16 protein-coding genes are annotated in these 14158 nt (G+C 73.8%); 5 read left to right on the forward strand and 11 right to left on the reverse strand.

What is annotated here, in order from left to right:
• Positions 1-11 precede the first annotated feature (11 nt).
• From ACYVAP_RS11825 to ACYVAP_RS11835, 3 genes are read right to left on the reverse strand one after another with little or no spacing between them, the layout of a single operon-like run.
• On the reverse strand, positions 12-512 hold the full coding sequence (locus tag ACYVAP_RS11825) for a hypothetical protein (protein ID WP_498860772.1): 501 nt from the start codon (positions 510-512) through the stop codon (positions 12-14).
• Positions 502-1539 (reverse strand): alpha/beta hydrolase, encoded by a 1038-nt coding sequence (locus tag ACYVAP_RS11830; RefSeq protein ID WP_498860773.1) that lies wholly within the window; start codon positions 1537-1539, stop codon positions 502-504. Before ACYVAP_RS11830 ends, ACYVAP_RS11825 begins: the two co-directional genes overlap by 11 nt.
• Positions 1536-1751 carry a BldC family transcriptional regulator gene (locus ACYVAP_RS11835; protein ID WP_137771409.1) on the reverse strand — a complete coding sequence of 72 codons (216 nt, stop codon included), beginning with the start codon at positions 1749-1751 and terminating at the stop codon, positions 1536-1538. Before ACYVAP_RS11835 ends, ACYVAP_RS11830 begins: the two co-directional genes overlap by 4 nt.
• A 422-nt stretch (positions 1752-2173) precedes the next feature.
• On the opposite strand from ACYVAP_RS11835, the gene ACYVAP_RS11840 reads away from it, so the two are divergent.
• Positions 2174-2365 carry a DUF3073 domain-containing protein gene (locus ACYVAP_RS11840; protein WP_103385032.1) on the forward strand — a complete coding sequence of 64 codons (192 nt, stop codon included), beginning with the start codon at positions 2174-2176 and terminating at the stop codon, positions 2363-2365.
• A gap of 99 nt (positions 2366-2464) precedes the next feature.
• On the opposite strand, the gene purM is transcribed toward ACYVAP_RS11840, so the two are convergent.
• The 7 genes from purM to ACYVAP_RS11875 all read right to left on the reverse strand — a co-directional run bounded on the left by purM (position 2465) and on the right by ACYVAP_RS11875 (position 8584).
• Positions 2465-3616, reverse strand: coding sequence for a phosphoribosylformylglycinamidine cyclo-ligase (gene purM, locus ACYVAP_RS11845; RefSeq protein WP_498860774.1), 1152 nt, complete (start codon positions 3614-3616; stop codon positions 2465-2467).
• The gene (purF, locus tag ACYVAP_RS11850; RefSeq protein WP_264450869.1) at positions 3613-5112 is read right to left on the reverse strand and encodes an amidophosphoribosyltransferase; all 1500 of its coding nucleotides are present in this window, start codon (positions 5110-5112) and stop codon (positions 3613-3615) included. Before purF ends, purM begins: the two co-directional genes overlap by 4 nt.
• Before the next feature lie 74 nt (positions 5113-5186).
• Complete coding sequence (locus ACYVAP_RS11855; protein WP_498860775.1) at positions 5187-5537, reverse strand: hypothetical protein; 351 nt, start codon at positions 5535-5537, stop codon at positions 5187-5189.
• Positions 5534-6331 carry a copper homeostasis protein CutC gene (locus tag ACYVAP_RS11860; RefSeq protein ID WP_498860776.1) on the reverse strand — a complete coding sequence of 266 codons (798 nt, stop codon included), beginning with the start codon at positions 6329-6331 and terminating at the stop codon, positions 5534-5536. The genes ACYVAP_RS11855 and ACYVAP_RS11860 overlap by 4 nt, the downstream gene beginning before the upstream one ends.
• Positions 6328-6738: a sterol carrier family protein gene (locus ACYVAP_RS11865; RefSeq protein WP_498860777.1), complete on the reverse strand. Its 411-nt coding sequence runs from the start codon at positions 6736-6738 to the stop codon at positions 6328-6330. Before ACYVAP_RS11865 ends, ACYVAP_RS11860 begins: the two co-directional genes overlap by 4 nt.
• A 1-nt stretch (position 6739) precedes the next feature.
• Positions 6740-8038 (reverse strand): adenylosuccinate synthase, encoded by a 1299-nt coding sequence (locus tag ACYVAP_RS11870; RefSeq protein ID WP_137771416.1) that lies wholly within the window; start codon positions 8036-8038, stop codon positions 6740-6742.
• A 120-nt stretch (positions 8039-8158) separates the two neighbouring features.
• Positions 8159-8584, reverse strand: a complete 426-nt coding sequence (locus ACYVAP_RS11875) for a DUF3151 domain-containing protein (RefSeq protein WP_137771417.1) — start codon at positions 8582-8584, stop codon at positions 8159-8161.
• Between the two features lie 57 nt (positions 8585-8641).
• Between ACYVAP_RS11875 and ACYVAP_RS11880 the strand changes: the two genes are divergently transcribed.
• The 3 genes from ACYVAP_RS11880 to ACYVAP_RS11890 are packed head-to-tail and all read left to right on the forward strand — an operon-like array spanning position 8642 to position 11380.
• Positions 8642-10153: a phosphotransferase gene (locus ACYVAP_RS11880; RefSeq protein WP_264451655.1), complete on the forward strand. Its 1512-nt coding sequence runs from the start codon at positions 8642-8644 to the stop codon at positions 10151-10153.
• Between the two features lie 7 nt (positions 10154-10160).
• The gene (dtd, locus tag ACYVAP_RS11885) at positions 10161-10586 is read left to right on the forward strand and encodes a D-aminoacyl-tRNA deacylase (protein WP_137771419.1); all 426 of its coding nucleotides are present in this window, start codon (positions 10161-10163) and stop codon (positions 10584-10586) included.
• A gap of 47 nt (positions 10587-10633) precedes the next feature.
• Entirely contained in the window at positions 10634-11380 is a 747-nt protein-coding gene (locus tag ACYVAP_RS11890) for a phosphoglyceromutase (protein ID WP_137771420.1), read from the forward strand.
• A gap of 70 nt (positions 11381-11450) precedes the next feature.
• Here the strand turns inward: ACYVAP_RS11890 and ACYVAP_RS11895 are convergent, their stop codons facing one another.
• Complete coding sequence (locus tag ACYVAP_RS11895; protein ID WP_498860778.1) at positions 11451-13049, reverse strand: P-loop NTPase family protein; 1599 nt, start codon at positions 13047-13049, stop codon at positions 11451-11453.
• A gap of 92 nt (positions 13050-13141) precedes the next feature.
• Between ACYVAP_RS11895 and ACYVAP_RS11900 the strand changes: the two genes are divergently transcribed.
• Complete coding sequence (locus ACYVAP_RS11900) at positions 13142-14149, forward strand: acyltransferase domain-containing protein (RefSeq protein WP_498860779.1); 1008 nt, start codon at positions 13142-13144, stop codon at positions 14147-14149.
• Positions 14150-14158: the final 9 nt, after the last annotated feature.

Below are 14158 nucleotides of genomic sequence, written 5' to 3' on the forward strand. Positions count from 1 at the left end.
CAGGCGACGCCTCAGTTCTCGAGGTTCTCGAGATCGTCCGGCGTGGCCTGGCCGAGGTCGTCGGAGACGTGCAGCGCGGCGGGCGTCGCCCCTCCGGTCAGCGGGAACCCGCCGATCCCGGCGCCCTGCTCCGCCCCCACGAAGCGCGCGACGGCCCGCACTTGGTGCCCGGCCTCCTCGCCGCGCCCCAGGAACCCGGCGCCCGCGTAGCCGCCGAGCCGGCGACCGCTGCGGCGCTCGATCCGCTCGGCGTGCCGCTCGAGCTCCCCGGCGCGTCCGCGCAGCATCGCGGCGGCCCGGCCCAGCGCGGGATAGGCGCCCTCCGACCACTGCTCCAGGAGGTCCTCCCCCACGGCCTCCCCCGCGGCAGGACCGTCGGCCCCGGACGGCTCCGCCTCCGGCCGGGATCCGGCGAGGGCGCCGAGCCCGTGGGAGACGCGCAGCCGCAGGAGGGTCAGGCGGTCCGCGCCGCGACGTAGGGCGGAGGCGTGATGTCGCAGGTCAGAGTCCATCGCTCGGTGCACCCCCGCTGCTCGCCGTCCTCGGGCCCCCGGCCGTGCCGCCCGGGGACTGCTGCCTGCCCATCGTAGGGCCGTCCGGGGGCGCAGGAAGCTCCTCGAGCCACCCGTCGAGCACGTCGATCGCGGCTCTCCGCACGGACTCCTCCGAGAGGAACACGTCGTGGCGGGCGCCGGGGAGCGCGACGACCCGCACGGACGGCCCGAGCCGCCTCCCGGCGGAGGCGATCGCGCGGACGTCGAGCACCACGTCCGCGCGCCGCATCGACTCCTGGAAGCGGAACCCGAGCCGGCTGCGCTCGGAGTGCAGGACGAGCACCGGCACGGTGAGCGGTCCGGCCGCGGCGAGGCGGTGCTGGCCGTCGAGCACCGCGGCGAACGTGGAGGTCGGGAAGCGATGGCCGCCGGGCGGCTTGAGCGCGAGGTCGTAGTGGTACTCGCCGCCGTAGTCGCGGTGCACGGTGCGCACGTAGTGCGACGGCCCCGGCGGGAGCACGGGCAGGTCGCCTCGCCGCGCGGCGAGGGCCGCGATCGGCGCCCCGAGCAGGGCCCGGGCGGCCCGCCCCAGGTGCATCTCGAGCCACGGCGAGTTCAGCGCGAGCGCGGCGACGGCGCCCGGACGACGCTGCGCGTACAGCGCAGCGACGAGACCGCCCGTGGAATGGGCGAGCAGGACGGGAGGCGTCCCGATGATCCGGAGTGCGGCATCGAGCTCACGGTCGTACCGGGAGAGGTGGTCGATCGCGGTGGGCGTCTGGCCCGGCAGCAGGCTGCGGCCGTGCTTGCGCAGGTCCAGTCCCCAGACGTCGTGACCGGACGCGCCGAGGTGGTCGAGCAGGTCGCGGTCCAGCACGTAGTCGGACCACCCGTGCAGGGCGAGCACCGGGGGGCGTCGTCGCTCCTGCGGTGCGTCCTCCTGCTCGCGATGGACGAGGGTGGCGATCAGCGGCCCCTCGGCGTCCTCGCCGAGATCGATCCGCCGCGCCGTGTATCCGGCCCCGAAGACGGGGTCGCGGATCATGCGTCCCCGGAGCTCTCCTTGAGCAGCTCGATGACCTCGTGGCGGTGGTAACGGCGGTGACCGCCGAGGGTCCGCATGTAGGACAGCTTCCCGGCCTGCGCCCAGCGGGTCACGGTCTTCGGGTCGACATGGAACATCTGGGCCACCTCGGCCGGCGTGAGCAGCTGCGTCTGCTCGTCACCGTTCGTGGGAGCGTCCGAGGATCCGTTCATCGGAGGTGGGCCTTTCGACGGGGCGGGAAGAGCGGCTGCGCGGCGGGGAATCCGACGAGCCGGGGACCAGCGTAGACGCCCACGATCGGGGCCGTTCATCTGAGAAGGCGGAGCGGACCCATCGCACACCGATGCGGCCTGCATCGTGCACGTCTATCCACAGTATCGTAAAACGATCACGGTGCCGTGTCCCGCGACAGGTGTCCACATATGCACGACCTCTCCCCGCGCGGCGCGCGCCGTTGACCTCGGCCCCCGCCTCGTCGGGGGCCCCGACGGCCCCCGTGTCGAGGGAGTCGCTCACGTCTCCTCGGGCGCGGTGGGCGCGGGGCGGTGCAGGCATGTATTCTTGGGATCCGAAACATTGCCATCTCCCGGGCCCGTCAGAGCGCCCGCCAGCCGACGCACAGGGGGTCAGATCCATGGGTCGCGGCCGACAGAAAGCCAAGCAGACCAAGGTGGCACGGGACCTCAAGTACTACAGCCCGCCCACCGACCTCACCGCGCTCCAGCGCGAGCTGCAGAACCAGCGGGGCGAGGTCGGCGAGAGCGACGGGAACGAGGACAGCGACGACTGGGCCGACGAGGACGCACCGTCCGCACGTCGCCGCTGACGTTCCCCGGTCACGCACCGGATCCGTGCGACGGAGGGCCGCCCCGATGGGGCGGCCCTCCGTCTGTCCGTCATGCTCCTGGTGCTCGTCCGAGCCCGCTCAGGCCCAGCCCGGGTGCTGGCCGGCCATGAGCACCGCGCCGCCCTCGACGCCCTTGGCACCGGTGACGACGTGCTCGATCGGGCCGGATGCGGCGGGCAGCGCCGCGGGCTCGAGGACCTCGCCGATCACGCGCGCCCCGAGACCGCGCTCGGTGAGCACGGCGATCGCGGCCTCGGCGCTCCCCGCGTCGAGGACGGCGATCATGCCGATCCCCATGTTGAGGGTCCCCTCGAGGTCGAGCTGCGGCACCGAGCCCCAGCGGGCGATCTCCCCGAAGACGGGCAGCGGGGTCCAGGACGAGCGGTCGATCCGCACGCCGACATCCTCGGGCACCACGCGGGCGAGGTTCGCGGCGAGCCCGCCGCCGGTGACATGGCTCAGGGCGTGCACGGCGCCCGTGGTGCGCGCGTCCTCGAGCAGGGCGAGGACGTCCGCCGCGTAGATGCGGGTGGGCTCCAGGAGCTCCTCCCCCACCGTGCGGCCGAGGGCCTCCACGTGCTGGTCCAGGGCGATGCCGGCGCCCTCGAGCACGGCGCGCACGAGGGAGAAGCCGTTGGAGTGCAGTCCCGAGGCGTCCATGCCGAGCACGACGTCCCCCGGCCGCACCCGCTCCGGGCCCAGCATCGCATCGGCCTCGACGACGCCGACGGCCGCTCCGGCCACGTCGTAGTCGTCGGCGGCCATGAGGCCGGGGTGCTCCGCGGTCTCGCCGCCCACGAGCGCGCAGCCCGCGAGCCGGCAGCCCTCGGCGATGCCGCGGACGATGTCCGCGACCCGCTCGGGGAGGACCTTGCCGGTGGCGATGTAGTCGGTCATCGCGATCGGGCGGGCGCCGACCACGACGATGTCGTCGACGACCATGCCCACGAGGTCCTGGCCGATCGTGTCGTGCACGTCCAGGGCGCGGGCGATCGCGATCTTCGTGCCCACGCCGTCGGTCGACGAGGCGAGCAGCGGGCGACGGTAGTCCTTGAGGGCGCTCACGTCGACGAGGCCGGCGAAGGCGCCGATCCCGCCCATCACCTCGGGGCCGTGGGTCGCGGCCACCGCCTCCTTCATGAGGTCCACCGCACGGTCCCCCGCCGCGGTGTCGACGCCGGAGGCGGCGTAGGTCAGGCCGGAGGGCGAGGCGGACTCGCTCGTGGTCATGCGGGCTCCTTGACGGTGCGGTGCTCGAGGGGGGCGGAGTTCGCCGAGGCGGGGATCCCCTGCGCACGGGCGACCGGATCGGGGAGGGACACGGGGTACTCGCCGGAGAAGCAGGCGGTGCACAGGGCGCCGCGCTCCTGGCCGGTCGCCGCGATCATCCCGTCCTCGGAGATGTAGCCGAGGGAGTCCGCACCGATCGAGCGCGCGATCTCCTCGGTGTCCAGCCCGTTGGCGATCAGCTCCGCCCGGGAGGCGAAGTCGATGCCGTAGAAGCAGGGCCAGCGCACCGGCGGGGAGGAGATGCGCACGTGCACCTCCGCGGCCCCGGCCTCCCGCAGCATCCGCACGACCGCGCGCTGCGTGTTGCCGCGCACGATCGAGTCGTCGATGACGACGAGACGCTTGCCCGCGATGACCTCGCGCAGCGGGTTGAGCTTGAGGCGGATGCCGAGCTGGCGGATCGTCTGGCTGGGCTGGATGAAGGTGCGGCCCACGTAGGCGTTCTTCACCATGCCCTGGCCGTAGGCGATGCCGGACTCCTGCGCGTAGCCGATCGCGGCGGGCGTGCCGGACTCCGGCGTGGGGATCACGAGATCCGCCTCGACGGGATGCTCGCGGGCGAGGCGGCGGCCCATCTCGGCGCGCGACTCGTTGACGCTGCGGCCGGCGATGCGGGTGTCCGGGCGGGCGAGGTAGACGTACTCGAAGACGCAGCCCTTGGGCTTCGGCTCGATGACCTGGCGGCTGCGCAGGCCCTGCTCGTCGATGACGAGCATCTCGCCCGGGGCGACCTCCCGCACGAAGCTCGCGCCGCAGATGTCCAGGGCGGCGGTCTCCGAGGCGACCACCCAGCCGCGCTCGAGACGGCCCAGCACGAGCGGGCGGATCCCCTGGGGGTCGCGCGCGGCGTAGAGGGTGCGCTCGTCCATGAGCGTGAAGCAGTAGGCGCCGTGCAGGCGGGGCATGATCTCGGCGAGGGAGTCCTCGAGCGATCCCTCGGTGTTCAGCAGGGCCGTCACCAGGGCGGTGTCCGTCGTGTTGCCGCGGGCGATCTCGCCGCGGGACTGCCCGCCGTGACGCTCCTCGACGAGCGCGAGGAGCTCCTCGGTGTTCACGAGATTGCCGTTGTGGGCGAGCGCGACGGTGCCGTCCGGCCGCGGGCCCAGCGTGGGCTGCGCGTTGGACCAGATCGAGCCGCCGGTCGTCGAGTAGCGGGTGTGCCCGATCGCGATGTGCCCCTGGAGCGCCTCGAGGCTGGTCTCGTCGAAGACCTGGGAGACGAGCCCCATGTCCTTGTAGACGAGGATCTGCGAGCCGTCGGAGGTCGCGATGCCTGCGGACTCCTGCCCGCGGTGCTGCAGGGCGTAGAGCCCGTAATAGGTGAGCTTGGAGACCTCTTCCCCCGGGGCGAAGACTCCGAAGACGCCGCAGGCGTCCTGGGGGCCCTTCTCGCCGGGGAGGAGGTCGTGGGAGAGGGTTCCGTCGCCGCGTGCCACCCGGCCATTCTGCCACAGCGCCAGATCCCCGGCGACGGTCGTCCGCGCGCCCGCTCGGGCGACGGAATCGCTGGTCAGCGGTCGGTGCGGTCGGTGCGGCGGGACCGTGCGCGGAGCACGAGCATCTCCACGAGGCAGACGATCGCCGCGAGCGGCACGCCGACGAAGAGCGCCGCGTCCAGCGCGAGCGTCACGGCGCCGGCGAGACCGCCGAGCTGCAGGAACGGCGAGACGATCAGGGCGACCAGCACGGGGGCGAGGAAGGCGATCACGATCCAGAACCCGAGCGTGGGCACGCGGCCCGTGCGCTTGTAGAGCGTGGTGGCGCCCGCGAGCTCGGACTCCGTCGGGGCGTCCTCGGCGGCGGGGGCCACCGGGGCGGTCGCGGGGGTGGACGGGCTGGCGGGGTGGGACGTGTCGTTCACAGTGCTCCTGCGGCGTCGACCGCGGCGGCGACGATCGCCGGGTCGGTGGGAGTGTCGGGGGCGTCCGCCTCGACGGCGGAGCCGGGGCGGCGGCGGGCGGAGAGATGGACGTCGGCGACGCCCGTGGTGCGCACGAGCTCGGCGATGTCCGCCGGGCGGATGCCGGCTCCGGCGCAGATGTCGATGAGCTCCTCGCCGGCGCGGACCATGGCGGCGAGGTCGGCGGCGCCGTCGAGGGCGCATGCGGCGCCGCCGGAGCTCAGCACCCGGTGGAAGCCGAGGCCGAGCAGCGTGCGCACGGCCTCCTCGCGGGCGGCCCGGTCGGGCAGGGCGTCCACGGCGCGGTGCGCCGTGAGGGTGAGCCCGCGCATCGCGGACTGCGCGGCGCCCAGGGCCGCGTCGCGGATCGTGGTGAGCGCGGGGACGTCGAGCTCCCCGGCGGGGGTCAGCGCGCCGAGGACCACGCCGGCGGCGCCCGCCTCGACGACCTCGGCGGCCTGGGCTGCGAGCAGGGCGATCTCCTCGGCGTCGTGCACGAACTCCTCGGGCCGGCCGAGGAAGTCGCCCGTGCTCGCGCGGGTGCGCAGGAGCACGTGGACGTCGAACTGCGGCCGGGCGTCGCGCACGGAGACCAGCGCCGCGGCGCGATCCGCGGCCTCGGCGACCAGCTCGGCGGGCGGGGTGATGCCGCCGCGCTCGAGGTCCACGCAGAGCTCGACACGGTCGGCGCCCGCGAGGGCGGCGATCTCGAGCCCCGCGAGGTCCTGGACGGCGATCTCGACGGCGACGCTCATGCGGTGTCCTCCCCCGCGGCCACAGCCGCGCGGACGGTGCGGCGGGGACCGGGAAGCGGCAGCAGCTCGGAGAGGTCGCTGCGCTCCCCCGAGGCCGACAGACGGCCCGCGTCGCGGGCCTCGGCCCAGGTGAGGCCGCCGGTCACGAGCGCGAGCCAGGTCGCGGCGTCGGTCTCGACGACGGCCGGCGGGGTGCCGCGCGTGTGCCGGGTCCCGGGGACCGCCTGGACCGCGGCGTAGGGCGGGACCCGCAGCTCGACGGCGCCGCCGGGGAACTCCTCGGCGAACAGCTCGAGGGTGTGCCGCACGGCCGGGGCGAGCACGGGCCGCCGGGCACCCTCGGGGTCGAGGGCCCAGGCGGCGAGCGCGTCCCGTCCCTCCTGCGGATCGGTGCGGCGGGTCACCACGTCAGCGGGTCGCCGCCGGGAGCAGCTCGTGCACGACGATCGTGTCCTCGCGGTCCGGGCCCACGCCGATGGCGCTGATCCGGCAGCCGGCGAGCTCCTCGAGGCGGCGCACGTAGTTCTGCGCGTTCTCGGGCAGCTCCTCGAAGCTGCGGGCGAGCGAGAGGTCCTCGGTCCAGCCGGGGAGGGTCTCGAACACCGGCTTCGCGTGGTGGAAGTCCGTCTGCGTCATCGGCATGTCGTGGTGGAGCACGCCGTCCACGTCGTAGGCGGTGCAGATCGGCACCTCCTCGATGCCGGTGAGGACGTCGAGCTTCGTGAGCACGATGTCGGTGAAGCCGTTGATGCGCACCGCGTGGCGGATCATGAGCGCGTCGTACCAGCCGCAGCGCCGGGGACGACCGGTGTTCACGCCCACCTCGTGGCCCACGCGCTGGAGGTACTCGCCCCACTTGTCCTCGAGCTCGGTCGGGAACGGGCCGGCGCCCACGCGGGTCGTGTAGGCCTTGACGATGCCGATCACGCGGTCGATCCGGGTGGGGCCGATGCCCGTGCCGGTGCACGCGCCGCCCGCGGTGGGGTTCGAGCTCGTGACGAACGGGTAGGTGCCGTGGTCCACGTCGAGGTAGGTCGCCTGGCCGCCCTCCATGAGGACGACCTCGTCGCGGTCCAGCGCCGAGTTCAGCAGCTCGGTGGTGTCCACGATCATCGGCCGCAGGCGGTCGGCGTAGGCGAGCAGGCCGTCGGTGATCTCGTCGACGTCGACGGAGCGGCGGTTGTAGAGCTTGACCAGCAGCTCGTTCTTCTGGCGCAGGGCGCCCTCGACCTTCTGGCGCAGGATCGACGCGTCCAGCAGGTCCTGGACGCGGATGCCGAGGCGACCGATCTTGTCCATGTAGGCCGGGCCGATGCCGCGGCCGGTGGTGCCGATCGCGCGCTTGCCGAGGAAGCGCTCGGTGACCTTGTCGAGGGTCTGGTGGTACGGGGCGACGACGTGCGCGTTCGCGCTGATCCGCAGGCGGCTGGTGTCCACGCCGCGGGACTCGAGCGTCGCGATCTCCTCGAAGAGCGCCTCGAGGTTCACGACGACGCCGTTGCCGATGACCGGGGTCACCCGCGGGGAGAGGATGCCGGCGGGGAGGAGCTTGAGCTCGAACTTCTCGCCGTGGACGACGACCGTGTGCCCGGCGTTGTTGCCGCCGTTGGGCTTGACGACGAAGTCGACGCGCTCACCGAGGAGGTCGGTGGCCTTTCCCTTGCCCTCGTCGCCCCATTGGGCTCCGACGATCACGACGGCGGGCATGGCGACTCCTCGGAGGACGGTGGAAGGACGCGAGGATCGTACCAAGCGCCACCCGTGACCGGGCCGGGAGCCGCCGCCGCGGCGACAGGGGTCTCGGAGTCCCCGAGGGGATCCCGGGGCTCAGGGCAACAGTGTGGGATCCGCCTCGCGGAGGAAGTCCTGCACGCGCTCGTGCTCGGCCTCGTCGCCCAGCCGGCGGGAGGTCTCCCCCAGCATGACCAGCGCGCGCAGGAAGCCGCGGTTGGGGGCGTGGGAGGCGGGCACCGGGCCCTGGCCGCGCCAGCCGTTGCGTCGCAATGCGTCCAGACCGCGGTGGTAGCCGGTGCGGGCATAGGCGTAGGCGGCGACCTCGTCACCGTCCTCGAGGGCGTCCTGGGCGAGGATCGCCCAGGCCAGGGGCGAATCCAGGTGGGTGCTCGCGATCTCCCGGGGGTCCCCGTCGACGAGCAGCTCGGCCACCTCGACGTCGACGAAGTCGTCGGGGAGGAGGGTCTCCGGGATCCCCAGGAGGTTCGCGGAGCGCGGGGTATCGGTACGATCAGCCATGCACGCATCGTAGGCGAGCCCGCCTCACGATCCCCCGACGCTTGGTAGAAACGATCCATGGCACGCACGCAGGACGGCTCGGAGCTGCTCACCGGCACGGGCGCCGGGGGCCTCCTCCGCTCCGCCGTCGGCAACTCCGGTGGGGTGCTGCACAGCTGGCAGCTCGACCACGTCGACCACCGTCCCGGCCGGAGCACCAAGGCCCTGTACCGCACGATGGTCTCCTGGCCGGAGCTCGACGGGCCGGACGCCCCCGCCCGCGAGGAGCTGTTCGGGGCGAGCGCCCACATCGGCGAGCGGGAGAAGGACCTCTACGTCGCCGAGCAGACCCTCGTCATGACCGACGGCGACATCAACGTGCGCGTGTGGCGCTACCCGCACGACCCGTGGCTGCCGATGCTCCCCCAGGTCTGCTACCCGGACGTCGTCGGCCGCACCCTCCGCGACCTGGGCGTCGCGCTCGGGCCGGACCCGCAGGCGCCGATCGCGATCGACGTCGTCTCCTACCGTCCCGGTCGGCGCGCGGTGCTCCGTGCGAGCCAGGGCGGGGCGGCCGTCTTCCTCAAGGTCATGCAGCCCCACCGCAGCGGCGAGATCGTGGACCGCCACCAGCGCCTCCTCGGCGCCGGCGTGCCCGTCCCGGAGGTCCTCGCCCATCACGACGGCCTCGTCGTGCTCCGCGAGCTGCCGGGTCGCCCGCTCTCCCGGGCGGTCGTGGACGAGGGGGTGCGGGCCTGCTCGGCCGACGACCTCGTCGCGCTGCTGGACCGTCTCCCCGCCTCGCTGTACCCGCTGCCGCTGCGCCCGCCGTGGACGGACTCCGTCGAGTTCTACGCCGGCATCGTCGCCTCCTCCGTCCCCGCCCTCGGGCCGCGCCTGGACGGTCTGGTGCGCGCGATCCGCGAGGGCCTCGCGGCGCTCGAGCGGCGGATGGACGTGCGCCCGCACGACGTCGTCCACGGCGACTTCTACGAGGCGCAGGTGTTCGTGCAGGACGGCCGCGTGGTGGGCCTGCTGGACATCGACACCGTGGGTCCGGGCCGCCGCTCCGACGACCTCGCGTGCCTGCTCGCGCACCTGAGCGTGCTCGCGGACTACGGCAACGCCGGCCGGATCGACCGGGCGATGCAGCAGCGGGTCGAGGAGGCGATCACGACCTGGCAGGTCACCTTCGCCCAGCGAGTGGACCCCACCGAGCTCGCGCTGCGCTCCGCGGGCGTGGTCCTCTCGCTCGCGACCGGCCCGCACCGCCAGCAGGAGGCGTCCTGGGAGGCGGCGACCGAGGCCATCGTGCGGGTCGCCGAGCGCTGGGTCGAGCGGGCGCGGGCGGCGGAGTCCCAGCGCCTGCCCGTCGTGCCCACGCCGTCGGCCCCGGGTCCCGTCCCTGCGGCGGCCCCGGCACCGCACCCCGTTCCGTCATCGGGCGCCCCGATGACGTCCCCGCCGCGCTCGGTCCCCTCGGCGCCCGGCGTCGCGACCGCGCCCCAGGCTCCCCTCGACGCGGCCGCCGCGGCGGAGGACGACTCCCCCACGCAGGAGCGCCGCCTGCCCACGAACCTCCCGGGCTGAGGCGACGGTGCGAGCGGTGCTGCAGCGCGTGGACGGCGCGAGCGTGGAGGTCGACGGCGAGGTCGTCGGCGCGATCGCGGGCGAGGGTCTGCTCGCCCTCGTCGGCGTCACCCACGAGGACGGCCCCGAGCAGGCGGCGACGATCGCCCGCAAGATCGCGGAGCTGCGGATCCTCGACGGCGAGCGCTCCGTGGCCGACGCCGGCGCGGAGGTCCTCGTGGTCTCCCAGTTCACGCTCTACGGCGAGACCCGCAAGGGCCGCCGGCCCTCGTGGAGCGCCGCCGCCCCGGGACCGGTCGCGGAGCCGCTCGTCGACGCCGTCGTCACGGACCTGCGCGGCCGCGGGATCACCGTCGCGACCGGCGTGTTCGGCGCGCAGATGCGCGTGGGCCTGCTGAACGACGGCCCCTTCACGGTGCTCGTCGAGGCCTGAGATGAGAGGCCCGGCGGCTGCCGGGGCGCGCCCAGTACGCTGAGGGCATGACCTACACACTCGTGCTGCTCCGCCACGGCGAGAGCGAATGGAACGCGAAGAACCTGTTCACCGGCTGGGTCGACGTGGCCCTCACCGAGAAGGGCCGTGAGGAGGCCGCCGGCGGCGGCGTGCTCCTCAAGGAGGCCGGCATCCTCCCGGACGTCGTGCACACCTCCCTGCAGCGCCGCGCGATCATGACCGCGAACCTCGCGCTCGACGCCGCGGACCGTCACTGGATCCCCGTGCGCCGCGACTGGCGCCTGAACGAGCGCCACTACGGCGCCCTGCAGGGCCTGGACAAGACCGAGATCCGGGAGAAGTACGGCGAGGAGCAGTTCATGGCCTGGCGCCGCTCCTACGACACCCCGCCGCCGCCCATCGAGTTCGGCTCCGAGTTCTCGCAGGACCAGGACCCGCAGTACGCGGACCTCGGCGACCAGCTCCCGAAGTCCGAGTGCCTCAAGGACGTCGTCGAGCGCTTCCTCCCCTACTGGGAGGAGGGCATCAAGCCCGACCTCGTCTCCGGCAAGGTCGTGCTGATCGCGGCGCACGGCAACTCGCTGCGCGCGCTCGTGAAGTACCTCGACGGCATCTCCGACGACGAGATCTCCGGCCTGAACATCCCGACCGGCCAGCCGCTGGTCTACGAGCTCGACGAGTCCTTCTCCCCCGTGGAGAAGGGCGGCCGCTACCTCGACCCGGTCGCCGCGAAGGCCGCCGCCGAGGCCGTCGCCAACCAGGGCAAGAAGTGAGCTGAGCGCTCCGCGCGAACGGCGCCCTCACCCCGCTCCGGGGTGAGGGCGCCGTCGTGTCCGGGGCGGCTCAGCGCCGCTTGCGGGTGCCGAACAGGGAGCGGCTGATCTCGCGGCCGAGGACGGTGCCCGCCGAGCGGAGGAAGGACTTCACGGCGGGGTTGTCGAGCACCCCCTCCTCCTTCTTCTTCCTCGCCTTCGCGGCCGGCTCGGCCTCGGGCTCCGCGGCCCGGCCCTGCTGGGCGGGTGCGCCGTCGGCCGCACCGGCCTCCGGGGCGCCGGCCGCGCGCTTCTGCAGGATCTCGTAGGCGGACTCGCGGTCCACCGGGGTGCCGTACTCGGCCTGCAGCGGGGAGGCGGCGACGATCCCGTTGATGACCTCCGCGCCCGCGGGCTCCATCGAGGACTCGGGGGCGCGCACCGCGGTGATCGCGACGGGCGTGGGGGCACCGTCCTCGCTCATGACGGTGACGATCGCGGCGCCGGTGCCGAGCGCCGGGATGACCTCCTCGAGATCGTGGCTCGAGGTAGGGAAGGTCTTCGCGGTCGCCTTGAGGGCCTTCGCGTCGTCCGGGGTGAAGGCGCGCAGGGCGTGCTGGACCCGGTTGCCGAGCTGGGCGAGGACCTCGGAGGGGATGTCCTTGGGGGTCTGGGTGATGAAGAAGATCCCCACGCCCTTCGAGCGGATCAGGCGGACCGTCTGCACGACCTGGTCCAGGAACGCTTTGGAGGCGTCCTTGAACAGCAGGTGCGCCTCGTCGAAGAAGAACACGAGCTTGGGGACGGGCTGGTCGCCCACCTCGGGCAGCTCCTGGTAGAGCTCCGCGAGCATCCACATCATGAAGGTCGAGAAGAGCGCGGGCCGCGTCGCGACGCCGGGCAGCTCGAGGCAGGAGATGATCCCCGCGCCGTCCTTCGTGCGCAGCAGCTGCTGGGTGTCGAAGGCCGGCTCGCCGAAGAAGACGTCGGCCCCGGAGGCCTCGAAGGCGGTGAGGCTGCGCAGGATGACGCCCGCGGTCGCCGAGGAGATCCCGCCGATGCCCTGGAGCTCGCCCTTGCCCTCCTTCGAGGTGAGGAACTGGATGAGCGCGCGCAGGTCCTTGAGGTCCAGCAGGGCCAGGCCCTTCGAGTCCGCGTAGTGGAAGATCAGGCCCAGCGAGGACTCCTGGGTCTCGTTGAGCTCGAGCACCTTCGCCATGAGCACGGGGCCGAAGTCGCTCACGGTGGTGCGGATCGGCACGCCCGCTCCCTGCCCGCCGAGCGAGAAGAACTCCGTCGGCGCGGCGCGGGAGACCCACTCCTGGCCGCGGGCGGCGGCGCGCGCGGTGAGCTTCTCCGAGGCGGTGCCGGGGACGGCGATGCCGGAGAGGTCGCCCTTCATGTCGGCGACGAAGACGGCCGCGCCCGCGTGCGCGGCCTGCTCGGCGATGACCTGCAGGGTGCGGGTCTTGCCGGTGCCGGTCGCACCCGCGATGAGACCGTGGCGGTTGAGCATGGAGACCGCGAGGTTCACGGGGACGGAGGGGTCGGGCTCCTCGCCGTCGAGCATCGCGCCGAGGTGGATGCGGCCGCCCTCGAAGGCGTACGCGTCGCGGACCTTCTGCGCCTCCTCGGAGCCGGCGGCGGGCGGGGTGGCAGGGGCGGAGGGATCCTGCGGCGTGGCGGTCATCGAGGGCTCCTTGGTCGCCGGGGGACGGCGCTGGTGGACGGGACCCCGTGATCGTAACCACCGTGGCGCCCGTCACCCATTAGCGTGTCCCCATGACGTCGCCCGCGCCCACCGCCCTGCACGCCGAGGACGAGCTCGAGGCCGCCGCCGTGCGCGTCATGCTCACCGCCCCCTCGCGCCCCACCCTCCTCGACCACCTCGGGATCACGGGAGAGGACGCCGCGGAGCTCCCCGCGCTGCTCGACGCCGCCGCGGCGGACGGCGAGATCCTCACCGAGGTCACCGCCCTCGCGAACCGTCTGCGCGCCGGCGCGGGCCTCGAGGTGCCCGCCGTGGACCTCGAGACGGAGAAGTCCCGCCACGACGCCCTCCAGCAGCGCCTCGCCGCCGGCGAGGGCCTCGTGCCGATCCTCGCCCTGCTGGTCTCGACCTCGACCGTGCGGGCCTGGCACGCCGCCCGCGGGCTGACCCCTGAGCAGTCGTGGCACGTGCTCGCGGACCTCGGCCAGCAGATGCGCGTGCACCGCGCGGGCACCGGCCGCCTGGGCCTGCACCAGCTGAGCTGGGTGAGCGGGAACTGGGCGGGGCGCCTCGTGCACCTGGGCCGGCTCCAGTTCGACCTCTCGCAACGGCGGGTCGCCCGGCTCGCGACCGGCGCCGAGCGGACCTCACCGGACGAGCCCTCCCGCTGGGTCGTCGGCACGCACATCCCCGCGACCGGGCCGCTGGACCCCGCGGAGGTCGAGGCCTCCTTCGCGGCGGCCACCGCCTACTTCTCAGAGCACTACGCCGATCTCGGCGCCGGTCGCGCCGAGGACGAGCCTGCCTTCGGCCACGAGTTCACGTGCGACTCCTGGCTGCTGAGCGAGGAGCTCGCCGAGGTCACCGGACCCACCTCGAACCTCGCGCGCTTCGCCGCGCTCTGGCAGATGCTCGAGCGCACCCGCATGGACGACGCGGCACTGTTCTTCGTGTTCGGGCAGCGCCCGCCCGTGGACCCGGCCTCGCTCCCCCGCCGCACCCGCCTCGAGCAGGGCGTCGCGGAGCGCCTGGCCGACGGCCGCGGCTGGACGGGCGGCACGGGGCGCCTGCTGCGCTGAGGCCGCTGC

The sequence above is a fragment of the Brachybacterium horti genome (assembly GCF_054777615.1).